This window comes from Pseudomonas sp. VS40 (genome assembly GCF_018587885.1).
GTDB classification, from domain to species: Bacteria; Pseudomonadota; Gammaproteobacteria; order Pseudomonadales; family Pseudomonadaceae; genus Aquipseudomonas; species Aquipseudomonas pergaminensis.
On record NZ_JAGYWD010000001.1, the window covers coordinates 39,258 to 64,873 of the forward strand.

Below are 25,616 nucleotides of genomic sequence, written 5' to 3' on the forward strand. Positions count from 1 at the left end.
GCTTACAACTCCGAAAAATTTTTGAGTAGACTCATGCCATATTGGTGGCTTTTTTCTGGGTGGAACTGTACACCATGAACATTATTATTTTTTACTGCGCACGTGAAATCAGCGCCATAATTCGCGGTGGCCAAAACATGGGCCTGCTGCTCACACTCATAATAATAAGAGTGCAAAAAATAAAACTTTGATGAGTCTCCAAATCCTTTGAACAAGCCTTCAGCGTCGACAGGGTCAACGTCGTTCCAGCCCATATGCGGTAACTGCTTCACACGCTCAAGATCAAATTTTTTGACGCTTCCAGGAACCCACCCCAAACCCGCTCGCTGGCCTTCATCGCTAGAGCCCGCCAACATCTGCATACCAACGCAAATACCTAATACCGGCAGTTTTTTTTCAAGAATAAGCTCATCCAATGCGGGACGCATGCCTGATTGATTCAAACTGTCCATGGCATGATCAAATGACCCAACACCCGGTAGAATAATACGGGTCGCACCCTCAAGCTCTCTTGAAGAGGTCGCAACACCACACTCGATGTTCAACCTTTTATATAAGTTTATAAAAGAGAGTATATTACCCAAACCATAGTTGATAACCTTTATCATCGCTTAATTGCTCTTTCCATGCCAAGGAAGTGCATAACCTTAGCACCCAGATCAAACAGATACCGTTGAGACTTATAGTCACGGTAAGACTTATTAGGCAATTCCATCAAACGCTGCAGTTCGTCTACAGTCATGTCCAACTTGTTAGCCACGTACTCGAAATCCTGGTCTATCGTTTCGGGATCATGGGCCGGTAGTGCCAACTTTGACAGTGCATCATCACGCGTCATTTGCTTTGTCAAAATCAAGCTCGAATACTGAATTTTTCGAGTGTCATAACCAAATTTCTTTGGCAGCCAATACCCTTCATAAAATTTTGTGAAGCGTGACTCGTCGTGCTTTCTTGGATACGATTTCCAGCCATACTCCTCAGTCAGAGTCTTAATAGCATCCTCACGGATATACGGGACATAATTCAGCGGCTTGACAACTTTCACGCCTTTGATAAAACGCAAGTACACTTTATGAAACCAAATACTGCTCAATGGATAATCTTTAAGAGGTCGATCACCAAACTGATTATGAATATCTTTCAACTGCCACATATCTGTGCCGTAATACATCCACTCCAGTGGGTTACGTACGCACTCGGTAGAATAGTTACCGCCATTCAAAATGTATTTAATGCCATGTTTATTTGCAAATTTATAGAGTGTTGCAATGAAAGCATGATCTTGAGGAATATCGATATGAGGCACGGAGGCTTTAAAAAAAGCTCTCTGGAAGTCTTTCATTTCTTCCCAGTTGATTACTTCAGTATAAAGATCGAGGCCCAGCTTCTCCACAATCACTTCAATATTGTGAACCGCCAGCTGTGAATTCCAGCCACCATCGACGTGAAACACCAACGGGCGCAAACCAAATTCTTTCACCGCAATATGGAGCAGGTAGGAGCTGTCTAGCCCGCCACTCATGCCCATGATGCAATCAAACGGTTTTCCTTTGTTATCGGCTTTTATCTTTTCGAAAATCGCCGCGATCTGCTGACGGCCTTTTTCCCCGGTGTCCCAGTGGGGCAGCAGGTCACGATAGAAGCCGTTGCAATGGTCGCAGACCCCTTTTTCGTCGAACGTAATATTTTCGTCCGATGTGTCCATTACGCAGTTGTTGCAGATTTGGTATGTCCGACCACTCATAAAAGAGCCCCCTCCAATTCGTAATATGTTCAAAGCGTCTCAAAGTGCACTTTATGCATTGTTTTGAGCCGCCGTTTCAATTTTTCGCTAACACCCGCTTTTCAAGTACCTACGCAGAATCAGAAGAAACAACATAACTTCACCAAAAACAAAACTGGCTGCGGCACCATAAACCCCAATAAGTTTGGTTGACGCGACACAAAGTGTGAGGGTAAGTATGCCCGTCGCAATCAAAGATTTGGCCAGGTACCTTTTTGCATTCAAACTGTTCAGACCTGCGGTCCCTAGCATGAAATTCGAGACACCGAAAAACACACCCACTGACATCAGCAAGAATAGATTCGCCATGAGTGGCTTATCGGGATAGCGACTTAGAAACGCGACTTTATCGTTCAGCAACACCCATACAGTAACAATGGCGAGCAGTATCAATAAAAGAATCATGAGCTGCAGATAAGTTAGGCGCAGAATTCTATAGAGCGCTATTTTATCTGGTTCCGGACGCCCATATACGGCGTGTATGACACGAGGAAAGAAAAACTGGTTTAGCGGTCGTATCACGGCCTGAAATGCCTTGATAAATTTTTCTACCACTGAGTAACTGGCTACGGATGCTGCGCTCACCCCGAAAAAACTCAAGACCAACAAGTTTGAGTCCCGAAAAAGTACAACCGCAAAATTTCCGGAAAAAATTTCTTTCCCGTCAACCAAGCTATTCCACATATTGTTCCAGGAAACGGACGTGAATTTAACCCCTATAACAAGCAACAAGTACAGCGTTGAAAACAGCCCACCGACCAAATAACTACACCCCACTATAAGTGGAAGAAAATAGGTCGGATCGGAAGGCTTCAAATAAGTAAATACAATGCCACAACAGGCCAGGCGACTGACGAGCGACAGCACTGCGACGGGTACATTATTTTCAAGAGCTTGAAAAAAATAGGTGGATTGAAATATGTATGCCAGTGGAAGCAACATCCAACACAACAAGGCCAGGTAAACATCATGCGCAAGAAACACACCACTGATCAACACAATGCCGACACAGAAGGCCCATATAATAAGGCGCGAACACATCACCTCACTGAACACTTTGGATGCTAGCGCTACGCCCTCCTGCTTCAATGCATGGACGGACCTCGTAACTCCATTAATCTCATAGCTGTAAAGTACGATCGCCAGCACAATGAGCCCAATGGCTTCAGAGACCACCAAGTCCTTGTATTTTTCAGCTCCAATCAGATGTAATACGTAGGGAAAGATAAAAATGGGCAGCAACGCATTCGCACCCTGCACGCACGCAAGTGAAAATATGTTAGCCAGATTTTTACGTATCAATATCATAACTCGACGGCAATACTCAGACCAAACCCATTAATACAAAATGCCTGCCCATGACGAATGGGTACAGGCATTTCATAATGACAAAATTAACGACCAAAGATGCCGCGCGTATCAATTATCTGGCGCGTTTCAAGCCGACTCTTTGGTATTCCCTTAAACGCTTTATGATCAACAAGCAGTACGACGATATCAGCCTCATGGAGCGCGCTATCGGCACTCTTCAACTCTACCGAATTTGTCAACGATTCAGGCAATCTCTCTATATTCGGTTCGACGGCAAGCACGCGACCTGGGTGTTTTTTTGCCAATGCAAGCGTGATACCGACGGATGGGCTTTCGCGTAAGTCATCAATGTCGGGCTTAAATGCCAAACCAAAGCATGCGATTGTCACATCTTTCGCAGACTTATCAGGATTGGCCTGTAGATGCTCCGCGACGGCTATTTGAACTTTGCTGATAACCCACTCAGGTTTACTGTCATTTACCTCGCGGGCACAGCGAATAAGTTTTGCCAGATCTGGCGTACTGCTTACAATGAACCATGGGTCGACGGCTATACAATGCCCCCCCACCCCGGGACCTGGTTGCAGTATGTTAACCCGAGGGTGCCGGTTAGCTAACGCGATAAGCTCCCATACATCGATGTTCAACTTATCAGCAATCATCGACAATTCATTGGCAAATGCAATATTCACATCGCGAAAGCTGTTTTCTGTCAGCTTGCACATTTCGGCTGTACGCGCATTAGTGACAATGCACTCACCTTCTACAAATAATTTGTATAAGCTGACTGCCGCGTTAGAACACTTATCACTCATGCCGCCGATAACTCGGTCATTCTGAACCAATTCACGTAGTACATGCCCCGGCAACACGCGCTCTGGACAGTGAGCTACACGGATGTCAGAAGCTTCACCGTGGGTTTGCGGAAAGGTAAGATCATTGCGAATTTCCGCGAGCCATTTAGACATCTGCTCCGTTGCACCGACCGGCGAGGTTGACTCTAGAATCACCAAATCGCCGGCTTTCAATACAGGTGCGATGGCCTTACAGGCCGACTCAATGTAGGAAAGATCCGGCTCATGGTCTGCTTTAAATGGCGTGGGCACTGCAATAAGGAACGCATCAGCAGGCTCAGGCGTACAGGTAGCCCGCAAATACCCCTCAGTGACTGCAGCATGAACGACCATATCCAAGTCGGGCTCGACGATATGTATCTCACCACGGTTAATCGTCTCTACAGCAACCGTATTAACATCGACGCCAATTACTTTAATTTTACGAGACGCAAAAACGGCTGCAGTAGGCAGACCGATATAGCCGAGACCAACAACCGAAATAGTTTTAAACACAAATATATCCTTGACCAATTATCAGCAATCGGCTTTGTGAAAATTATTAAATAAAATCTCGACGATTCTGTTACATGCTTGGCCATCGCCATACGGATTGTGTGCGTACGCCATTTCCTCATAGAAAGCACTATTGGTTAACAATCGACTTAAATTGTCTTTAATTGTTAAAACATCCGTACCCACAAGTTTTACTGTGCCTGCTTCAACCGCCTCAGGGCGTTCGGTGGTATCTCGCATAACCAATACAGGCTTACCGAGAGAAGGCGCCTCTTCCTGTATGCCACCTGAATCAGTCAAAATCAGATACGACCGGTTCATCAAATAAACAAAAGGCAGGTAATCCAAGGGCTCGATCAAGTGAATATTTGCGATCCCTGACAACAGTCGATTTATTGGCTCTCTGACGTTAGGATTCAGGTGCACGGGATAAACAATTTCGATATCCGGGTACTCACGTGCTGTTTCAGCAAGTGCAGTACATATTCTTTCGAAGCCTCCACCAAAGCTTTCGCGTCGGTGGCCCGTGACCAGAATAGTTTTTTTGCTTTTGTCCAAAAACGAAAATTGCTTATCGAGTTGGCTTTTTAACAAACTATCGCCTTCCAGTTTCGCCACGATTTCGAGCAGTGCGTCAATAACGGTATTGCCTGTTACATGCACAGCAGCTTGGTCGATACCCTCACGGAGCAGGTTTAGTGCAGCGTTCTCGGTCGGTGCAAAATGAAGTTCTGCCAAAGCGCCGGTCAGCTTTCGATTCCCTTCCTCAGGCCACGGCGAGTAAAGGTCGCCGGTTCTTAAACCGGCCTCTACGTGTGCGACGGGAATTCTATGGTAATAGGCAGCCAATGCTGTCGCAAACGTCGTAGCCGTATCACCGTGTACCAAAATAATGTCCGGGGTGAATGAAGCAAATACGTCCTTCATCCCCAGCAGGATTCCAGTAGAAATATCAGACAGGTCCTGCCCGGGCTGCATGATGTCAAGGTCGTAGTCAGGCTTCAGGTTGAAAAGCTCCAGGACCTGATCAAGCATTTGACGGTGCTGCGCTGTCACGCAAACTCGACCATCAAAACGGTCATCAGTTGCCAAGGCTAATGCTAAAGGAGCCATTTTGATGGCCTCCGGACGAGTCCCAAACACTGAAAGCACTTTTATCGACATTTGCATCCCAAAGGTAAGAAGTTGGCTGAGCAACCTATGCTCTCGCGCAACCGGATTCTCCTGAATAAATACGTTGCTCCCAAGCATCACTCTACTCCCTTAGGAGCACTTTATGATCAGCTGAGGGAGCCCTCAAAAAACAAGCTAATTTAAACGCAAATTAGAGGCCTGTGCTTATCTAATAGGCGCCTGAGCAAAACCAAACACTTACGGCGTATTGATATAGAGAACCTTAGAGTTGGCGCGGATCTTTTGACTGCCTAGCCTCTGTTATTTGAGTCGCAGTATGTCTTGTAGGAAACTGACGAATTACATCGCAGATCAACGCAAAACATCCAGTCAGCCGCCAAAAAATTGACAATATCTACCCTCATATGAGGTCATGCGACATTCCTGCGTTTATGCAGCACAGTATACAAGCGAATCGAATCTACTTCACGCGCGGGCGCGCCCCGCGATAACCAGCAGTGGCCGGTACAACGCGCGAGCCCTCTTTTTTGTAGACCCTTCTACGGCTGGCGAAGCGTGCAACGGTTGCACAGATAGATATGTCACGCTCAGCAGAATGCAGGCGTGGGCGAACATGGCTCACCGCTGACGATGGTACTGGCTGCTGATCACGAAACATCATTTGCCAGCAAACCCTGCTCGCGCGAGACACTTTTTTGAAGGAATGTCAAAACCTGGCGACGTCAAAATGCGGCTTACCAGGTCATCACCTGATCAAAACAGCACGAAGCATGAGGCTCGACACCATTGGACTGGAAAGGAATCTAGGAAGGGCAAAGATTGATGCACAATCTCGTTTTTGAGGTTCGCACACCGACGGGCTCATCTGAATCAAACAGCGCGGAGTGCAGAAAAACGGTCATTAAATGGATAATGGGCGTAATAGTTTTCGAGAACTCACAAGGCCTATCAGCCAGACCGAAAGCGACGCGCCCATGAGCACATTAAGATTCACTACCGACTATTGGCGCCGGTTAACTGCCCCATCACGCCTAAATAGGAGCGCGATCAAAGGCCCAACGGACAACCCGACAATCAGCGCCACCACTACAAACACCGATGCGGGAACTTGAGGTGATACCCAGCCCAAGAAAGAAAAAGCCAACGACTGTTGATTCTCAAGCACGAACACCAGGATCACCAACGCCGCAATCAATAGCAGTATTAGCAGTGCAACCCGCTTAATTTCATGCACGATCAGCTTCCCCAAAAAAGAAAATCAAACCACATCCTCATCTTCATTCACACGATCCCTAAGCTCCTTCCCCGGCTTGAAGTGAGGTACGAATTTGCCGTCGAGGCTGACGGACTGACCAGTCTTCGGATTCCGCCCCACCCTCGGCGCGCGATAGTGCAGCGAAAAGCTCCCAAACCCACGGATCTCAATCCGATCACCCGTCGCAAGGCACTGGGACATTTGCTCAAGCATGGTCTTGATAGCCAGCTCCACATCCTTGGATGAAAGCAGCCCTTGATGGGTGACAATTCGTTCGATCAACTCCGACTTCGTCATATTTTTCCCTTCTTTTTCAAGCAGCTAGGAAAAGCGCTTCGAAGGTTTTAGCATGACTTGATGAATTTGAACAGCCCGCCAGACAACTTATCTGCAGGTTAGATGGCAACTTGCTATAGGCGTATTCCATCATCAATTACAGATCACCAGCATGGTACGGGTGACGGCGCCGGCGGGGTTCCAGCCGAACAGGTAGTCGCCCTCTTCGTCCGTGGCGTCACTGGACTTGGTGATGACCTTGTAGCCCTGCATTTTGCACTCTCGGGCCGCGCGCTTCTCGCACTTCTCCCATTTGTTACCCAAGCCCGAACAATCGATCTCGATGCCGCTGACGCCGCGTTTGGCGTGGGTCTTGGCGCTGGTGGTGGAGCAGCCTGCGAGCATGACCACTGCGAGTATTACGATAAGCCTGTTCATTCCATTCCTTATTGAAGCGACAACACAAGAACCGCTTTTTTTCTTAAGACTATAGTCAGTTCTGACACTGAGCTATACGCCTTGGTTCTTGGTGTTGATTCAACGAATTTCAGGCACAAAAAAGGGCGACCGAAGTCGCCCTTTTTCTATGGTCTGACAGAACTTAGTTCTGTTTTTCCATTTGTGCACGCAACAGGTCGCCCAGAGTGGTAGGACCAGCAGCGATGCTATCCGAAGGCTTGTCTTTCAAGCTTTGGATGGCTTCTTTCTCTTCAGCATCGTCTTTCGACTTGATGGAGAGCTGGATTACACGGCTCTTGCGGTCAACGCTGATGATCTTGGCTTCTACTTCCTGGCCTTCTTTCAGAACGTTACGCGCGTCTTCAACGCGGTCACGGCTGATTTCGGAGGCTTTCAGAGTCGCTTCGATATCGTCGGCCAGAGTGATGATGGCGCCTTTAGCGTCAACTTCTTTCACAGTGCCCTTAACGATTGCGCCTTTGTCGTTGTCTTGAACGTATTCAGAGAACGGGTCGCTTTCCAGTTGCTTGATACCCAGGGAGATACGCTCGCGCTCTGGGTCAACCGACAGGATAACGGTGTCCAGCTCGTCGCCCTTCTTGAAACGACGAACAGCTTCTTCGCCCACTTCGTTCCAGGAGATGTCGGACAGGTGAACCAGGCCGTCGATGCCGCCGTCCAGACCAATGAAGATACCGAAATCGGTGATCGACTTGATGGTGCCGGAGATTTTATCGCCCTTGTTGAACTGGCCAGAGAAATCTTCCCATGGGTTAGATTTGCACTGCTTGATGCCCAGGGAGATACGACGACGCTCTTCGTCGATGTCCAGAACCATAACTTCCACTTCGTCGCCGACTTGTACGACTTTCGAAGGGTGGATGTTTTTGTTGGTCCAGTCCATTTCGGAAACGTGTACCAGGCCTTCCACGCCTTCTTCCAGCTCAGCGAAGCAGCCGTAGTCGGTCAGGTTGGTAACACGCGCGGTAACGCGAGTGCTTTCTGGGTAACGGGCTTTGATAGCAACCCATGGATCTTCACCCAGTTGCTTCAGGCCCAGGGAAACACGGTTGCGCTCGCGATCGTATTTCAGAACCTTGACATCGATCTCGTCGCCAACGTTGACGATTTCGGAAGGATGCTTGATACGCTTCCAAGCCATGTCGGTAATGTGCAGCAGGCCATCCACGCCACCCAGGTCGACGAATGCGCCGTAGTCGGTGAGGTTTTTGACGATACCTTTGACTTGTTGGCCTTCCTGCAGGGATTCCAGCAGAGCTTCACGCTCGGCGGAGTTCTCTGCTTCCAGGACGCTGCGACGGGAAACGACAACGTTGTTGCGCTTCTGGTCGAGCTTGATGACCTTGAATTCGAGTTCTTTGCCTTCCAGGTGCGTGGTGTCGCGCACAGGACGAACGTCGACCAAAGAACCTGGCAGGAACGCACGGATGCCGTTAACGTCGACAGTGAAGCCGCCTTTAACCTTACCGTTGATAACGCCCTTGACCACTTCTTCAGCTGCGAAGGCTGCTTCGAGAACAATCCAGCATTCAGCGCGCTTGGCTTTCTCACGGGACAGCTTGGTTTCACCGAAACCGTCTTCAACCGAGTCCAGAGCAACGTGAACTTCGTCACCGACATTGATTGTCAGATCACCAGCATCGTTGTAGAACTGTTCCAGCGGGATCAGAGCTTCAGACTTCAGACCAGCGTGAACGGTTACCCAGCGAGCTTGGTAATCGATATCAACGATAACACCGGTGATGATGGAGCCTGCCTGAAGGTTCAGGGTTTTTAGGCTTTCTTCAAAGAGTTCCGCAAAGCTTTCGCTCATTTTAATTCCTGTTGATAAGGGCGAAGAATACGCCCATCTCCACACCCCAGACGGCGTGGGTCAGTTTCAATTAAAAGAAGCACCACAGGACTATGACTGGTCCCCTGCGGCCTTCTTGGTCACCCGGCGATATCGCGAATGGCGATCTCGCTCAAGATGCGTTCCAGCACCTGCTCGATGGACAACTCCGTGGAATCCAGCTGTATGGCATCAGCCGCCGGCTTGAGCGGGGCTACTGCGCGCTGGGTATCACGCTCATCGCGTGCACGGATCTCATCTAGCAGACTCGACAGACTAACACCATCGACTTTGCCCTTCAACTGCAAGTAGCGGCGGCGAGCCCGCTCCTCGGCGCTGGCGGTCAGGAAAATCTTCAAGGGTGCCTCGGGAAACACCACGGTTCCCATGTCACGGCCATCGGCCACCAGGCCCGGCGGCTCCTGGAAAGCCCGCTGGCGCTGCAGCAGCGCATCACGCACGGCCGGCAGCGCGGCAACCTGGGAAGCCCAGGAGCCGACTTGTTCGTTGCGCAGGTCGTCCGTCACATCGTCCCCTTCGAGGATGATGCGCTGGGGATGACCTTCCGTCGCGCCGACGAACTGCACATCAAGGTGCGCCGCCAGCAGCTTGAGGGATTCTTCGTTGGTCAGGTCGACGCCATGGTTGCGTGCAGCGAATGCCAGCAAGCGGTACAGCGCGCCGGAATCCAGCAGGCACCAGCCCAGGCGCTTGGCCAGGATGCCGGCGATCGTGCCTTTGCCCGAGCCGCTTGGCCCGTCGATGGTAATCACCGGTGCTTTGATATTCACAATTGAGCCTCTTGGGCAACACGGATGCCGACTTGGGCACACAGTGTAAGAAAATTCGGAAAAGACGTAGCAACATTGGCGCAGTCACGGATACGAATCGGAGCCGCCGCCCGTAGGGAAGCTACGCTGAACGCCATGGCAATCCGATGATCGCCATGGGCATGGACTTCACCACCGCCCATCAGGCCACCGTCAATGATAATCCCATCGGGGGTCGGTTCACACTTCACCCCCAGTGCCAGCAGACCGTCGGCCATGACCTGGATGCGGTCGGACTCCTTCACGCGCAACTCCTGAGCTCCACGCAACACGGTTCGCCCCTCGGCACACGCCGCCGCGACGAACAGCACCGGGAACTCATCGATTGCCAGCGGCACCAGGGCCTCGGGAATCTCGATACCTGTTAGCGTCGCCGCGCGCACGCGCAGGTCGGCAACCGGCTCGCCGCCGACTTCGCGCTGATTTTCCAGGGTGATATCCGCGCCCATCAGCCGCAGGATGTCGATCACGCCAGTACGCGTCGGATTGACCCCCACATGCTCCAGCAACAGCTCGGAACCTTCGGCGATCGAAGCCGCTACCAGGAAAAACGCCGAAGAAGAAATATCCCCCGGCACTTCTATATGGGTAGCCGTCAACGCCTGGCCCGATTCCAGCGAAGCCGTCGCGCCCTCCACCGCCACCGGGTAACCAAAGCCGCGCAACATGCGCTCGGTATGGTCACGGGTCGGTGCAGGCTCGATGACCGCGGTCTTGCCCTCGGCGTACAACCCCGCCAGCAGCAAGCAGGATTTGACCTGCGCGCTGGCCATCGGCATGGCGTAGGTCAGGCCTTTCAACGACTGCCCACCACGGATGGTCAGCGGCGGACGCCCTTCCGGGCCCGTCTCGATCACCGCGCCCATGTCCCGCAGTGGCTTGGCCACGCGGTTCATCGGGCGCTTGGACAGGGACGCGTCGCCCGTCAGCACGCTGTCGAAACGCTGCGCTGCCAGCAAACCGGACAGCAGGCGCATGGAGGTACCCGAGTTGCCGAGGTAAATCGGCCCCGGCGCTGGCTTCAAACCCTGCAAGCCCACGCCATGGATGGTGACGCGCCCATGGTGCGGGCCTTCGATCACCACACCCATGTCGCGAAAAGCCTGCAAGGTCGCCAGGGCGTCTTCACCCTCAAGGAAGCCTTCAACTTCAGTCACACCCTCAGCCAACGAACCCAGCATGATCGACCGATGGGAGATCGACTTGTCCCCCGGCACCCGAATGCTTCCGCTCAAGCGGCCGCCCGGGTTGGCGAGGAAGGTCAGGTCATCGGCGTTCACAGCGGTTTCCATGTAGGCCCGGCGCGCCAGGATCTTGCTGAAATGCTCACGCGCCACCCGCGCACGGGTGAACACGCCCAATAATTGATGGCCATCGCCGGCATCCACCGCGTCGCGCAAGGCATCGAGGTCGCTGCGGAAGGTGTCCAGGGTGCGCAACACTGCCTCGCGATTGGCGAGGAAGATGTCGTGCCACATCACCGGGTCGCTGCCGGCAATCCGCGTAAAGTCACGGAAGCCGCCGGCGGCGTAACGGAAAATCTCGAGGTTCTCATTGCGCTTGGCCAGCGAGTCCACCAGGCCAAATGCCAGCAGATGCGGCAGATGGCTCGTCGCGGCCAGCACTTCGTCGTGACGCTCGACCTGCATATGCTCGACATCCGCCCCCAGCTCGCGCCACAGGCGATCTACCACCGCCAACGCAGCCGGATCGGTTTGCTCCAGCGGTGTCAGGATGACCTTATGCCGACGGAACAACTGCGCATTCGACGCCTCCACCCCGCTCTGCTCGGAACCGGCAATCGGATGGCCCGGCACGAAGCGCGCCGGCATGCCACCAAACGCCTGTTGCGCCGCGCGCACGACGTTGCCTTTGGCACTGCCGACATCCGTGAGGATCGCCTGGCCCAGGTCCATGCCCGCCAACACCGCCAGCAATTTCTCCATGGCCAGGATCGGCACCGCCAGCTGGATCACATCAGCGCCTTGGCACGCGAGCGCCAGGTCCGCCTCGCAACGATCCACCACCCCCAACTCGACCGCCAACTTGCGCGATTGCGGGTCCAGGTCGACACCCACCACTTCGCCACACACGCCGCTTTCACGCAGGCCTTTGGCGAAGGAGCCGCCGATCAACCCCAGACCGACCACCACCAGGCGACCGATCATAGGCACAGCAGGTTGCAATGCAGTGACATCAACCACGAGCCAGAACCTTGGCCAGCGCCTCGAGGAAGCGGCTGTTTTCCGCCGGCAGGCCGATGGTGATGCGCAGGTGGTTCGGCATGCCGTAGTTGGCCACCGGCCGCACGATCACGCCTTCGCGCAGCAGGCCCTGGAATACCGGAGCAGCCACTTGGCCGAGGTCGACACAAATGAAATTGCCCTTGGACGGAATCCAGCCCAGGCCTAGCTCACGGAAACCTTCCTGCAACTGCAGCATGCCGGTTTCGTTGATGCGACGGCCTTCTTCCAGGTACTCGGCATCCTTCACCGCCGCACAAGCCGCCGCCAGGGCGAGGCTGTTGACGTTGAACGGCTGGCGCACGCGGTTCAGCACATCAGCGACCACCGCGGTGGACAGGCCGTAACCCACGCGCAGCGACGCCAGACCATAGGCCTTGGAGAAGGTGCGCGAGACCAGCAGGTTCGGGTACGCCGCCAGGAAGTCGAGGCCGTCTGGCAGGTCGCTGCCCTCGGCATACTCGATGTACGCCTCGTCCAGCACCACCAGCACGTGTTCAGGCACGTCTTGCAGGAAGTCGTTCAGCGCCTGAGCGTCGAACCAAGTGCCGGTCGGGTTGTTCGGGTTGGCGATAAACACCACGCGGGTTTGTGCATCGATGGCCGCCAGCATGGCCGGCAGGTCGTGGCCCCAATCCTTCGCTGGAATGACGCGCGCATCGGCACCGACCGCCTGGGTCACGATCGGATAGACCGCAAACGCGTGCTCACTGAACACCGCGTTCAAGCTTGGCGCCAGGTAGGCACGGCCGACCAGCTCAAGAATGTCGTTGGAACCGTTACCCAGGGTTACCTGGTTCAGCTCGACCCGGCACTTCTCCGCCAGCAGGGACTTGAGTGCAAAGCCGTTGCCATCGGGGTAGCGGGTCAGCTCGGCCAATTCTTCACGGATCGCCGCCAACACTTTCGGGCTAGGGCCCAGTGGGTTCTCGTTGCTCGCCAGCTTGACGATCCTGGACGGATCCAGGTTCAACTCACGCGCCAGCTCGTCCACAGGCTTGCCCGGGACGTAAGGCGACAGTTGTTGCACGCCCGGCTGAGCCAGGGCGAGGAAGTTGCCACTCATGTTAAAGCCTCACAAAACCGCTTTCGGGTAAGAGCCCAGCACCTTGAGTGCCACGGCTTCCTGACTGATTTTCTCGAGCACGCCCTTGACCAGTGGGTCCCGGTGGTGGCCGATGAAGTCGATAAAGAACACGTAAGTCCATTTACCGCTGCGCGAAGGACGAGTCTCGATGCGCGTCAGGTCAATCCCGTTGTCGTGGAACGGCACCAGCAGCTCATGCAGCGCGCCGGGCTTGTTGCTCATGGAAACGATGATGGAGGTCTTGTCGTCGCCGGTCGGTGGCACTTCCTGGCTGCCGATCATCAGGAAGCGCGTGGAGTTGTCCGGGCGGTCCTCGATTTTCTCGGCCAGGCGCGTCAGGCCGTACAAGCCCGCCGCCATATCACCGGCGATGGCCGCCGAATTCCACTCGCCCTTGACCCGCTTGGCGGCTTCGGCGTTGCTTGAGACCGCGACGCGCTCGACATTCGGGTAGTGAGCGTCCAGCCACTTGCGGCACTGGGCCAGGGACTGGGCATGGGAGTAGATGCGGCTGATGCTGTCAGTCTTGGTGTTCTCGCCCACCAGCAGGTGGTGGTGAATACGCAGCTCGACTTCGCCGCAGATCACCATGTCGTGCTCAAGGAAGCTGTCCAGCGTGTGATTGACCGCGCCTTCGGTGGAGTTTTCCACCGGCACCACGCCAAAATTCACCGCACCGGCTGCCACTTCACGGAACACTTCGTCGATCGCCGCCATCGGCTTGCTGATCACCGCGTGGCCGAAGTGCTTCATGGCCGCCGCTTGGGTGAAGGTGCCTTCGGGGCCGAGGTATGCCACTTTCAGCGGCTGCTCAAGGGCCAGGCACGAAGACATGATTTCACGGAACAACCGCGCCATCTCTTCGTTGCCCAACGGGCCCTTGTTGCGCTCCATCACACGCTTGAGCACCTGGGCCTCACGCTCGGGACGGTAGAACACCGGCACTTCGCCTTCAGCCAGGGACGCCATCTTCACCCGTGCCACTTCCTGGGCACACCGCGCGCGCTCACTGATCAGCTCCAGGACTTTCTCGTCCAGGCTGTCAATGCGTACGCGCAGGGCCTTGAGTTCTTGCTCAGACATTAGCCGTGTTCCTTTTCGAACTCTGCCATGTAGGCAACCAGCGCCTTGATGGCGTTGATGTCGACAGCGTTGTAGATGGAGGCGCGCATGCCACCGACCGAACGGTGACCCTTGAGGTTCAGCAGGCCGCGCTCGTCGGCACCGGCCAGGAATGGCTTGTCCAGACGGTCGTCAGCCAGGCGGAACGGCACGTTCATCCACGAGCGGTCCGTCAGGTTGATCGGGTTGCTGTACAGGCCGCTGGCGTCGATGAAGTCGTACAGGGTGCGCTTCTTCTCTTCGTTCAGCTTGCCCATGGCGGCGACACCGCCCTGCTCCTTCAGCCACTCGAAGACCAGGCCGGACAGGTACCAGGCGAACGCCGGCGGGGTGTTGTACATCGAGCCGTTATCGGCCGCGACCTTGTAGTTGAGCATGGTCGGGCACAGCGAACGGGCACGCCCCAGCAGGTCTTCGCGAATGATGTTGACCAGGATGCCGCTCGGGCCGATGTTCTTCTGCGCGCCGGCGTAGATCATGCCGTACTTGGACACGTCGATCGGGCGCGAGAGGATGTCCGAGGACATGTCGCACACCAGCGGCACGTCGCCGACTTCCGGCACCCAGTCGAATTCCAGGCCGCCGATGGTTTCGTTGGCCACGTAGTGCACGTAGGCAGCGTCCTTCGACAGCTTCCACTCGTTCTGACCGGGAATGGCGAAGTAGTCATAAGGCTTGGCGGTACCCGCGACGTTCACGTGACCGTAACGGGAAGCCTCTTCAATGGCCTTCTGGCCCCAGATACCGGTGTCGATATAGTCAGCCGTGCCGTCTTCCGGCAGCAGGTTCAGCGGGATCTGGGCGAACTGCTGGCTGGCGCCGCCCTGCAGGAACAGCACTTTGTAGTTGGATGGGATGTCCAGCAAGTCGCGCAGATCCTGCTCGGCCTTGGTGGCGATGGACACGAACTCATCGCTGCGATGGCTCATTTCCATCACGGAGAGGCCTTTTCCATGCCAGTCGAGGAGTTCACCCTGCGCACGCTGCAGGACTGCTTCAGGAAGCGCCGCGGGACCGGCACAGAAGTTATAGGCTCTCTTGCTCACATCCAATCTCACTCTGATCTGGTGGGGCTGCAATCATGTTCAGTAACAACCTTTCTCTGGAGCGAACCCTTGTGGGAGCTGGCTTGCCTGCGATAAGGGCACCTCGGTAGCGCAGTGATACCGCGGCGCTGCCATCGCAGGCAAGCCAGCTCCCACATTGACCGCGTCCAGCCAAAGGACGTGTTATTTCATAAGGGACAAACAACAAGGGGGCGAATCTTCATCCGCCCCCTGTGTGTCCGCTTATTCCTGCGGTTCTTCTTCGTCTGCGGCAGCATCGAGGGTTGGCTCGTCGACGTTGTCATCGCCGGCTGCGATCACCTCGCCGTCAAACTCCTCACCTTCCAGCTCTTCGCCTTCGACTTCCGATGGTTCCTGGACACGCTCCAGGCCAACCAGTTTTTCGTCCTTGGCCAGCTTGATCAGGGTCACGCCCTGGGTGTTACGGCCCAGGCTCGACACTTCAGCCACACGGGTACGCACCAGGGTGCCCTGGTCGGAAATCAGCATGATCTCCTCGCCGTCGAGCACCTGGACCGCGCCGACCAGACGGCCGTTGCGGTCGTTGCTGACCATGGCGATCACGCCTTGGCCGCCACGCTTGTACTCCGGGAACTCGCTGATGGCCGTACGCTTGCCATAACCACGCTCGGAAGCGGTGAGGATCTGGCTGCCTTCTTCCGGGATCAGCATCGAAATCAGCTTTTGCCCTTCTGGCAGGCGCATGCCGCGCACACCGCGGGCGGTACGGCCCATGGCGCGAACGTCGGATTCCTTGAAGCGCGTGACCTTGCCGCCGTCGGAGAACAGCATGACTTCACGCTCGCCATCGGTGATGGCAGCGGAGATCAACACGTCGCCTTCGTCCAGCTCCAGGGCGATCAGGCCCACGCTGCGCTGGCGGCTGAAGGATTCCAGCGGGGTCTTCTTGACGGTGCCTTTGGCGGTGGCCATGAAGATGAAGTGACCTTCGGTGTATTCCTCGACCGGCAACATGGTGGTGATGTATTCATCACTGTCCAGCGGCAGCAGGTTGACCAACGGACGACCACGGGCGGCACGGGAGGCTTCCGGGATCTCGTAGGTCTTGAGCCAGTACACCTTGCCTTTGCTGGAGAACAGCAGCAGCGTGGTGTGGCTGTTGGCGACCAGCAGGTGAGCGATGTAGTCCTCATCCTTGACGCCAGTTGCCGATTTACCTTTACCACCACGACGCTGGGCCTGGTACGCAGCCAGCGGCTGGGTCTTGGCATAGCCACCGTGGGAGATGGTCACCACACGCTCTTCTTCCGGGATCATGTCACCCAGGGTCAGGTCGAGGCGCGCGTCGAGAATCTCGGTGCGGCGCACATCGCCGTATTCGGCGCGGATCACTTCCAGTTCTTCGCGGATCACTTCCATCAGGCGCACGGCGCTGCTGAGGATGCGGATCAACTCGCCGATCTGGTTGAGGATCTCCTGGTACTCGGCCAGCAGCTTCTCGTGCTCCAGGCCGGTCAGGCGGTGCAGGCGCAGTTCCAGGATGGCCTGGGCCTGTTCCGGCGACAGGAAGTACTTGCCTTCGCGCAGACCGTATTGCGGGTCCAGGGTCTCCGGACGGCACGAATCGGCGCCGGCACGTTCAACCATGGCCACCACGGCGCTGGATTCCCAAGGGGTGCTGATCAGCGCCTCTTTGGCTTCCGACGGGGTTGGCGAGGCTTTGATCAGGGCGATCACTGGGTCGATGTTCGACAGCGCAACGGCCTGGCCTTCCAGGATGTGGCCGCGTTCGCGAGCCTTGCGCAGTTCGAACACGGTACGGCGGGTGACCACTTCGCGGCGGTGACGCACGAAGGCTTCCAGCAGATCCTTGAGGTTCAGGATGCGCGGGCGGCCGTCGATCAGTGCAACCACGTTGATACCAAACACGCTTTGCAGCTGGGTCTGGGCGTAGAGGTTGTTGAGGATCACCTCAGGCACTTCGCCACGACGCAGCTCGATCACTACGCGCATACCGTCTTTGTCGGACTCGTCGCGCAGCTCGGTGATGCCTTCGAGCTTCTTCTCTTTGACCAGCTCGGCGATCTTCTCGATCAGACGCGCCTTGTTCAACTGGTATGGGAGTTCGGTGATGACGATCTGCTGGCGGCCACCGACCTTGTCAATGTCTTCGATGATCGAGCGGGCGCGCATGTAAATGCGGCCACGACCGGTGCGGTAGGCTTCGATGATGCCGGCGCGACCGTTGATGATCGCAGCGGTCGGGAAGTCCGGGCCCGGGATGTATTGCATCAGCTCGTCGACGGTCAGCTCGGGGTTGTCGATGAGCGCCAGGCAACCGTCGATGACTTCACCGAGGTTGTGCGGCGGGATGTTGGTCGCCATGCCCACGGCGATACCGCTGGAACCATTGACCAGCAGGTTGGGGATCTTGGTCGGCATGACGGCCGGGATCATTTCGGTGCCGTCGTAGTTCGGCACCCAGTCCACGGTTTCTTTATGCAGGTCGGCCAGCAGCTCGTGCGCCAGCTTGGTCATGCGCACTTCGGTGTATCGCATGGCCGCGGCGTTGTCGCCGTCGACCGAACCGAAGTTGCCCTGGCCGTCTACCAGCAGGTAGCGCAGGGAAAACGGCTGGGCCATCCGAACGATGGTGTCGTACACCGCAGTGTCGCCGTGAGGGTGATACTTACCGATCACGTCACCGACAACACGGGCAGATTTCTTGTACGGCTTGTTCCAGTCGTTACCCAGCTCGCTCATCGCGAACAGCACACGCCGGTGCACGGGCTTCAAGCCATCGCGCGCATCAGGCAGTGCCCGACCGACAATTACGCTCATCGCGTAGTCGAGGTAGGACTGTTTCAGCTCGTCTTCGATATTGACCGGGAGGATTTCTTTGGCCAGTTCGCCCATGAGAAGCCTGATTCCTTTTTCGGGTGAAACCTCGTCACATCCATATGGGACGAACGAAGCTCGCCGCTGCCGGCAAAGTGCCTGACAACGACTTACGACAAATCAACGAGTTATGACACGGATCTGCACGTTATAGGCCACCCCTCGGGGCAACCCTGGAAACCGCCGGATGTTATCACAATCGCCGCCACGCACCTATCCCCCTGATGCGCATGGAGCATAGTAAGTTGACGGATGACAGGCTTGAGGGGGACGAGAGGGGCTCAGAGGTGGGGTGGTGCTATTTTTCGGGCGTGGATCCGAGGATTTTATTGACTTAAATGGCCAATCACAGGCAAGCCATCTCCCACACTTAGACTTGTTAACACTATCCAATGTGGGAGCTGGCTTGCCTGCGGTTGCCATTTCACGGGCGCCAGGCTCCTCAATGCAAGCGCTTGCGACACATCAACTTGGCCAATTTGGCCGTATCCGGCCGCTCGACCACGCCTTTCTCCGTCACGATCACATCAATCAGGTCAGCCGGCGTCACATCAAATACCGGATTAAACGCAGCGGCCTCAAGACGCTGCCCCATCACGTTTAACAGTTCCCCGGCATCGCGCTCTTCCAGGGCCACGTCATCGCCAGTGGCCATCATCATGTCCAGGGTCGAGCTCGGCGCCACCACCATGAAGCGCACACCGTGGTGCATCGCACACACCGCCAGTTGGTAGGTGCCGATCTTGCTGATCACATCGCCATTGGCGGCAATGCAATCGGCGCCGACGATCACCCAGGTCACGCCTTTGGTCTTGAGGATATGCGCACCCGCCGAATCGGCATTCACGGTCACCGGGATGCCCTCGCCCGCCAGTTCCCAGGCGGTCAGCCGCGAACCCTGCAGCCAGGGCCGGGTTTCATTGGCGTAGACCTGCTCGACCATGCCTTCCAGGTAAGCTGCTCGAATCACCCCGAGCGCCGTGCCCACGCCGCCGGTCGCCAGGGCGCCTGCATTACCATGGGTAAGGATGGCCTGGGCATTGCCCTGGTGCTTGCGGATCAGCTCGACGCCCAGCTGGGCCATGGTCAGGTTGGCTTCGCGATCACTCTCGTGGATCGCAATCGCCTCGGCTTCCAGCACCGCCAGCGGGTCGGCGTGCTTTTTGACGCGGTCCAGGCGGTCGCGCATGCGCTTCAACGCCCAGAACAGGTTCGACGCAGTCGGTCGGGCATCGGCTAAAAGTGCGTAGTCTTCTTCCCACGCAGCCTGCCAGTCACCGCCCTCGCCGATCCGTTCACGCGCTGCCAGCACCAGGCCATACGCGGCACTGATACCAATGGCCGGCGCCCCGCGCACCACCATCGAACGGATGGCCGCCGCGACGTCTTCGACCGTGACGCACGCCACCCAGCTCTCGCGGGACGGCAAGGCACGCTGATCGAGCAGGTACAGCGCGCCATCACGCCAATCGATGGCCTTCACCTTCTCCGCTGCCAACAGTCGATCGCGCATCCCTTACTCCGCACTCATGAACAAAGCCGCCGATTATAGCGATCCGCCAGCCAGGACGCTCGGGTATACTTCGCCCTTCTTTTATAGCTGCCTGGGAAGAAGCCTGCGATGACCGCCACTGCCGCCCCGCTCGACTTATTGTTGCTGCCTACATGGCTGGTGCCTGTCGAACCCGCTGGCGTGGTGCTCAAAGAGCATGGCCTGGGCATACGCGATGGGCGCATTGCCTTTATTGGCCCTCGCGAAGCCGCCTTGAAGCAGCCCGCCCTGGAGACCCGTGAGCTGCCGGGCATGCTGCTCAGCCCCGGCCTGATCAACGCCCACGGCCACGCGGCAATGAGCCTGTTTCGCGGCTTGGCTGACGACCTGCCACTGATGACCTGGCTGGAAAAGCACATCTGGCCCGCCGAGGCCAAGTGGGTCGATGAAGCCTTCGTGCGCGACGGCACCGACCTGGCCATCGCCGAGCAAATCAAGGGCGGCATCACCTGCTTCTCCGACATGTACTTCTACCCCAAGGTCGCCAGCGACTGCGTGCACAACAGCGGCATGCGCGCGCAGATCGCGATCCCGATCCTCGACTTCCCGATTCCGGGCGCCAGCACGCCCGACGAGGCCCTGCGCCAGGGCATCGAGTTGTTCGGCGACCTCAAGCACCACCCACGCATCAAGATCACCTTCGGCCCCCACGCGCCCTATACGGTGTGCGATGACAACCTGGAAAAAATCCGCGTAATCGCCGAAGAGCTGGACGCCGCGATCCATATGCACGTGCACGAAACCGCCTTCGAAGTGCAGCAAGCCGTCGAGCAGACCGGTGAGCGCCCACTGGCACGCCTGGGTCGCCTCGGGCTGTTGGGGCCGCGCTTCCAGGCCGTTCATATGACCCAAATCAGCGAGGACGACCTGGCTTTGCTGGTAGAAAGCAACACCAGCGTGATCCATTGCCCGGAATCGAACCTGAAATTGGCCAGCGGCTTTTGCCCGGTGGAGCGTCTGTGGCAGGCTGGCGTGAATGTAGCGATCGGCACCGACGGCGCCGCTAGTAACAATGACCTCGACCTGCTGGGCGAAACCCGCACCGCAGCCATGCTCGCCAAGGCGGTCGCCGGCTCTGCCACCGCGCTGGACGCCCATCGCGCCCTGCGCATGGCGACGCTCAACGGCGCGCGGGCCATGGGCCTGGAAAGCGAGATTGGCTCGCTGGAAGTTGGCAAGGCGGCAGATATCGTCGCCTTCGACCTGTCGGGGCTGGCGCAACAACCGATCTACGATCCGGTCTCACAGCTTATATATGCCACCGGACGCGATTGCGTGAAACACCTTTGGGTCGCCGGCAAGCAATTGCTCGACGACCGGCAATTGACCCGCATGAATGAACCAGAGTTGACCGCCACGGCCATCGCCTGGGGCCAACGCATCAGCGGGCACAGCGAATAACGAAGGTTTTGAACCTCAGGGTTCAGAACTGACCAAACGATTTATCAGGTTTAGAGGATTCACCATGAGCAACGTCGACCACGCCGAGATCGCCAAATTCGAAGCCCTGGCTCACCGCTGGTGGGACCGCGAGAGCGAATTCAAGCCGCTGCACGACATCAACCCGCTGCGGGTCAACTGGATTGACGAACGCGTCAACCTGGCCGGCAAGAAGGTGCTGGACGTGGGTTGCGGTGGCGGCATTCTCAGCGAAGCCATGGCCCAGCGCGGCGCGACCGTGATGGGCATCGACATGGGCGAAGCGCCCTTGGCCGTGGCCCAACTGCATCAACTGGAATCCGGCGTGAGCGTGGAATACCGCCAGATCACCGCCGAAGCCCTGGCTGAAGAGATGCCCGAACAGTTTGACGTGGTCACCTGCCTTGAGATGCTGGAACACGTACCGGACCCGTCCTCGGTGATCCGCGCGTGCTTCCGCATGGTCAAGCCCGGCGGCCAGGTGTTCTTCTCCACCATTAACCGCAACCCCAAGGCCTACCTGTTCGCAATCATCGGCGCCGAATACATCATGAAGCTGCTGCCGCGCGGCACCCATGACTTCAAGAAATTCATCCGCCCGTCCGAGCTGGGTGCCTGGAGCCGCCAGGCCGGGCTGACCGTCAAGGACATCATCGGCCTGACCTACAACCCGCTGACCAAGCACTACAAGCTGGCCAACGACGTTGACGTCAACTACATGATCCAAACCCTGCGCGAGGAGTGAGCCTGTGAAGTTGCGAGCGGTTCTCTTCGATATGGACGGTACCCTGCTGGACACCGCGCCGGACTTTATCGCCATCTGCCAGGCCATGCGGGCCGACCGCGGCCTGGGGCCGATCAACCCCGAGCATATCCGCGATGAGATCTCCGGCGGCGCGCGGGCGATGGTCGCCGTGACCTTCTCGATGGACCCGGAATCCCCAGGCTTCGAAGCACTGCGCCTGGAATTCCTCGAGCGTTACCTCAAGGGCTGCGCGGTCCATAGCAAACTGTTCGACGGCATGGCCGAGCTGCTGGAAGACATCGAGAAGGCCAACCTCATCTGGGGCGTGGTCACCAACAAGCCACTGCGCTTTGCCGAACCGATCATGCAGCAACTGGGCCTGGCCGAGCGCTCGGCGCTGCTGATTTGCCCTGATCACGTAAAAAACAGCAAGCCGGACCCGGAGCCGATGATCCTGGCGTGCAAGATGCTCGACCTGGACCCGGCCAGCGTGTTGTTCGTGGGCGATGACCTGCGCGATATCGAGTCCGGCCGCGACGCCGGCACCCGCACCGCAGCGGTCACCTACGGCTATATCCACCCGGACGACAACCCGCGCCACTGGGGCGCCGATGTGGTGGTGGATCACCCGCTGGAACTGCGCAAGGTGCTGGATAACGCACTGTGCAGTTGCTGATTATTCACCGAATCTACTGACCAATGAAGATCCAAATGTGGGAGCGGGCTTGCTCGCGAAGGCGGTCTATCAGGACCAAATTTGCTGCCTGATACTCCGCATTCGCGAGCAAGCCCCCTCCCACAGGGGATCAACGTTGCTTTCAAGTTTGGTGTCTGCAACCTGCTGAATTTTGTCGAGGCTATTTATGTTTGATTACTCCGCACGTCCAGACCTGCTCAAAGGCCGCATCATCCTGGTGACCGGCGCCGGTCGCGGGATCGGCGCGGCGGCGGCGAAGACCTACGCCGCCCATGGCGCTACCGTGCTGTTGCTGGGCAAGACCGAAGCCAACCTGGCCCAGGTGTATGACGAAATCGAAGCGGCCGGCCAGCCGCAACCGGTGGTGATCCCGTTCAACCTGGAGACCGCCCTGCCCCATCAATACGATGAGCTGGCCGCGATGATCGAAAAGGAATTCGGCCACCTCGACGGCCTGCTGCACAACGCCTCGATCATCGGCCCACGCACGCCGCTCGAGCAGTTGTCCGGCGAGAATTTCATGCGAGTCATGCACGTAAACGTCAACGCGATGTTCATGCTGACCAGCACGCTGTTGCCGCTGCTCAAATTGTCCCAGGATGCGTCGGTGGTGTTCACCTCCAGCAGTGTCGGGCGCAAGGGTCGGGCCTATTGGGGGGCTTATGGCGTGTCGAAGTTTGCGACCGAAGGCTTGATGCAAACCTTGGCCGATGAGCTTGAGGATGTGGCCGCGGTACGCTCCAACAGCATCAACCCCGGCGGCACGCGCACCAGCATGCGCGCCCAGGCGTACCCAGGGGAAAACCCGATGGAACGGCCCGCGCCGGAAGAGATCATGCCGGTGTACCTGTACCTGATGGGGCCGGACAGTACGGGCATCAACGGCCAGGCGTTCGACGCGCAATAACCGGCACATTGTAAAACCAAATGTGGGAGGGGGCTTGCCCCCGATTGCAGTGGATCAGTCAACAGATACAATGACTGTCCCACCGCTATCGGGGGCAAGCCCCCTCCCACATTTTTCAGCAGTGTGGTTTAGTTTTTCACCACTTCTTCGAGGGTGAAACGGCCCAGCGGGTTTTGCAGGAAGTTGCTCACGTTCTTGCGTGAGATGTTGATGTAGGGGCTGTAGTACAAGTCGATCCAGTTCACATCCTGTTTCGCCAGCTTCTGCAGTTCCACGTACATCTGCTCACGCTTAACCGGGTCTGCTTCGATCCGCGCAGCGGCCACCAATGCCTTGACCTTGTCGTTCTTGTAACGGGTCATGTAGTTCTGGTTGGTGTCGTGGCCCAGCACGAAGGTGGTCTTCTGGTCTGGGTCGAGGATGTCGTTGGTCCAGTACATCACCGAAATATCGTACTCACCGTCCACCAGCATCTGCCAGCTCTGGGTCGGGTCGACCTTTTGCAGGTTGGCGGTTACGCCGACCTTGGCCAGTTGATCCTTGATGATGACCGCAATCTGCTCGTCGGCCTCGTTGCCGGCGTTGACCACGTAGTTGAGCTTCAAGTCCTTGGCACCGGCCTGCTCCAGCAGCTTCTTGGCGGCGGTCGGGTCATACGGGCGTTGCAGGTTGTTGGCGTAGTGGTACAGCGAGCCTTTTGGAATGTAGGAATAGGCCACGGTGCCTTGGCCGTAAGTGGCGGTCTTCACCAGCGATTGTTTGTCGATGGCCATGTCCAGCGCCTGACGCACTTCCGGCTTGGCCAGCAGCCCGTGGTCGTGGTTGATCAGCAAATGATCTTCACGGGTGGACGGGTCGGCGTGGATCACCACGTTCTTGTCTTTCTTCAACTCTTCAACCCGCGAGAACGGTACGAAGATCGCCGTGTCCAGCTCGTTGTTCTGCACCATGCGCATGCGCGTGTTGTCGTCGGTGACGGACACCCACTCCACGCCATCCAGGCTCACGTTCTTGGCCTGCCAGAAGTTCGGGTTTTTCTTCAGGATGACGCGGTCGCCCTTGCGCCACTCGTCCACGGTAAAGGCGCCGGAGGTCACCGGGTTTTCCGAGTAGGCGTCTTCGCCCATCTTGGTCATGGCTTTTTCCGACAGGATCGACACCGTCGGCGACGCCAATTGCGAGAGGAAGGCCACAGCCGGGGTCTTCAAGGTGACCACCAGGGTTTTCGGGTCCGATGCCTTGGCCGTGTTGATCAGGTTGAAGGGGTCAGCCCACAGCGAAGCCTTGTTGTCGCGGATGCGCAGCAGGCTGAACGCTGCATCGTCGGCGGTGATCGCCGAACCGTCGGAGAACTTCGCATCACGCAGCTTGAAGGTGTAGGTCAGGCCGTCCTTGGAAATGTCCCAGCTTTCGGCCAGGCCCGGTTCCATCTTGGTGCCCAGGTTGTCGACGCGCACCAGGGTGTCGTAGACGTTGGCGAAAACCCAGGTATCGCGGTTTTGCGCGCTTTTGATCGGGTCGAACGTGGTGCTGTCTTCACGGCAGCCGATGGTCAGGACACCAGCGGCCTGGGCGAAACCGGCGGTCAGCGACCAGGCGGTCAATGTTGCGGCGGCGAGCAACTTCAAGTGGCGCGATTGCATATCACAACTCCTTGTTAATGAATGGC

20 protein-coding genes are annotated in these 25,616 nt (G+C 56.8%); 4 read left to right on the forward strand and 16 right to left on the reverse strand.

Annotated features, from left to right (window positions below; translation table 11 throughout):
- Positions 1 to 2 precede the first annotated feature (2 nt).
- The 15 genes from hisH to mtnA form a co-directional block, all read right to left on the reverse strand.
- Positions 3 to 608 carry an imidazole glycerol phosphate synthase subunit HisH gene (gene hisH, locus KHP07_RS00175; RefSeq protein ID WP_214496391.1) on the reverse strand — a complete coding sequence of 202 codons (606 nt, stop codon included), beginning with the start codon at positions 606 to 608 and terminating at the stop codon, positions 3 to 5.
- Positions 605 to 1,744, reverse strand: a complete 1,140-nt coding sequence (locus KHP07_RS00180; protein ID WP_214496392.1) for an N-acetyl sugar amidotransferase — start codon at positions 1,742 to 1,744, stop codon at positions 605 to 607. Before KHP07_RS00180 ends, hisH begins: the two co-directional genes overlap by 4 nt.
- An 87-nt stretch (positions 1,745 to 1,831) precedes the next feature.
- Positions 1,832 to 3,091 (reverse strand): oligosaccharide flippase family protein, encoded by a 1,260-nt coding sequence (locus KHP07_RS00185; RefSeq protein WP_352152327.1) that lies wholly within the window; start codon positions 3,089 to 3,091, stop codon positions 1,832 to 1,834.
- Positions 3,092 to 3,177: 86 nt separating this feature from the next.
- Positions 3,178 to 4,443, reverse strand: a complete 1,266-nt coding sequence (gene wecC / locus KHP07_RS00190) for a UDP-N-acetyl-D-mannosamine dehydrogenase (RefSeq protein ID WP_214496394.1) — start codon at positions 4,441 to 4,443, stop codon at positions 3,178 to 3,180.
- Positions 4,444 to 4,464: 21 nt separating this feature from the next.
- Positions 4,465 to 5,607 (reverse strand): non-hydrolyzing UDP-N-acetylglucosamine 2-epimerase, encoded by a 1,143-nt coding sequence (gene wecB, locus KHP07_RS00195; RefSeq protein WP_214496698.1) that lies wholly within the window; start codon positions 5,605 to 5,607, stop codon positions 4,465 to 4,467.
- A gap of 1,228 nt (positions 5,608 to 6,835) precedes the next feature.
- Positions 6,836 to 7,129: an integration host factor subunit beta gene (gene ihfB / locus KHP07_RS00200; protein ID WP_122543193.1), complete on the reverse strand. Its 294-nt coding sequence runs from the start codon at positions 7,127 to 7,129 to the stop codon at positions 6,836 to 6,838.
- Positions 7,130 to 7,261: 132 nt separating this feature from the next.
- Positions 7,262 to 7,546 (reverse strand): hypothetical protein, encoded by a 285-nt coding sequence (locus KHP07_RS00205; RefSeq protein WP_214496395.1) that lies wholly within the window; start codon positions 7,544 to 7,546, stop codon positions 7,262 to 7,264.
- A gap of 163 nt (positions 7,547 to 7,709) precedes the next feature.
- Positions 7,710 to 9,401 (reverse strand): 30S ribosomal protein S1, encoded by a 1,692-nt coding sequence (gene rpsA / locus KHP07_RS00210; protein ID WP_025856938.1) that lies wholly within the window; start codon positions 9,399 to 9,401, stop codon positions 7,710 to 7,712.
- A gap of 119 nt (positions 9,402 to 9,520) precedes the next feature.
- The gene (gene cmk / locus KHP07_RS00215; protein WP_003172653.1) at positions 9,521 to 10,210 is read right to left on the reverse strand and encodes a (d)CMP kinase; all 690 of its coding nucleotides are present in this window, start codon (positions 10,208 to 10,210) and stop codon (positions 9,521 to 9,523) included.
- Entirely contained in the window at positions 10,207 to 12,417 is a 2,211-nt protein-coding gene (locus tag KHP07_RS00220) for a bifunctional prephenate dehydrogenase/3-phosphoshikimate 1-carboxyvinyltransferase (protein ID WP_250883470.1), read from the reverse strand. Before KHP07_RS00220 ends, cmk begins: the two co-directional genes overlap by 4 nt.
- 28 nt (positions 12,418 to 12,445) lie before the next feature.
- Complete coding sequence (hisC, locus tag KHP07_RS00225) at positions 12,446 to 13,558, reverse strand: histidinol-phosphate transaminase (RefSeq protein WP_214496397.1); 1,113 nt, start codon at positions 13,556 to 13,558, stop codon at positions 12,446 to 12,448.
- A 9-nt stretch (positions 13,559 to 13,567) separates the two neighbouring features.
- On the reverse strand, positions 13,568 to 14,662 hold the full coding sequence (gene pheA / locus KHP07_RS00230) for a prephenate dehydratase (protein ID WP_003172650.1): 1,095 nt from the start codon (positions 14,660 to 14,662) through the stop codon (positions 13,568 to 13,570).
- Positions 14,662 to 15,747, reverse strand: coding sequence for a 3-phosphoserine/phosphohydroxythreonine transaminase (gene serC / locus KHP07_RS00235; protein ID WP_078047491.1), 1,086 nt, complete (start codon positions 15,745 to 15,747; stop codon positions 14,662 to 14,664). Before serC ends, pheA begins: the two co-directional genes overlap by 1 nt.
- A 243-nt stretch (positions 15,748 to 15,990) precedes the next feature.
- The gene (gene gyrA, locus KHP07_RS00240; protein WP_028619469.1) at positions 15,991 to 18,645 is read right to left on the reverse strand and encodes a DNA gyrase subunit A; all 2,655 of its coding nucleotides are present in this window, start codon (positions 18,643 to 18,645) and stop codon (positions 15,991 to 15,993) included.
- 424 nt (positions 18,646 to 19,069) lie between these two features.
- Positions 19,070 to 20,140, reverse strand: a complete 1,071-nt coding sequence (gene mtnA / locus KHP07_RS00245; RefSeq protein WP_078047489.1) for an S-methyl-5-thioribose-1-phosphate isomerase — start codon at positions 20,138 to 20,140, stop codon at positions 19,070 to 19,072.
- A 108-nt stretch (positions 20,141 to 20,248) separates the two neighbouring features.
- Between mtnA and KHP07_RS00250 the strand changes: the two genes are divergently transcribed.
- From KHP07_RS00250 to KHP07_RS00265, 4 genes are all read left to right on the forward strand, one after another.
- Positions 20,249 to 21,580: a TRZ/ATZ family hydrolase gene (locus KHP07_RS00250; RefSeq protein WP_214496398.1), complete on the forward strand. Its 1,332-nt coding sequence runs from the start codon at positions 20,249 to 20,251 to the stop codon at positions 21,578 to 21,580.
- A gap of 64 nt (positions 21,581 to 21,644) precedes the next feature.
- The gene (ubiG, locus tag KHP07_RS00255; protein ID WP_003189760.1) at positions 21,645 to 22,343 is read left to right on the forward strand and encodes a bifunctional 2-polyprenyl-6-hydroxyphenol methylase/3-demethylubiquinol 3-O-methyltransferase UbiG; all 699 of its coding nucleotides are present in this window, start codon (positions 21,645 to 21,647) and stop codon (positions 22,341 to 22,343) included.
- A 4-nt stretch (positions 22,344 to 22,347) separates the two neighbouring features.
- Complete coding sequence (gene mupP / locus KHP07_RS00260) at positions 22,348 to 23,019, forward strand: N-acetylmuramic acid 6-phosphate phosphatase MupP (RefSeq protein WP_078047487.1); 672 nt, start codon at positions 22,348 to 22,350, stop codon at positions 23,017 to 23,019.
- Between the two features lie 187 nt (positions 23,020 to 23,206).
- Positions 23,207 to 23,947 carry a YciK family oxidoreductase gene (locus tag KHP07_RS00265; RefSeq protein WP_099494470.1) on the forward strand — a complete coding sequence of 247 codons (741 nt, stop codon included), beginning with the start codon at positions 23,207 to 23,209 and terminating at the stop codon, positions 23,945 to 23,947.
- Between the two features lie 128 nt (positions 23,948 to 24,075).
- Here the strand turns inward: KHP07_RS00265 and KHP07_RS00270 are convergent, their stop codons facing one another.
- Positions 24,076 to 25,590, reverse strand: a complete 1,515-nt coding sequence (locus tag KHP07_RS00270; protein WP_099494469.1) for an ABC transporter substrate-binding protein — start codon at positions 25,588 to 25,590, stop codon at positions 24,076 to 24,078.
- Positions 25,591 to 25,616: the final 26 nt, after the last annotated feature.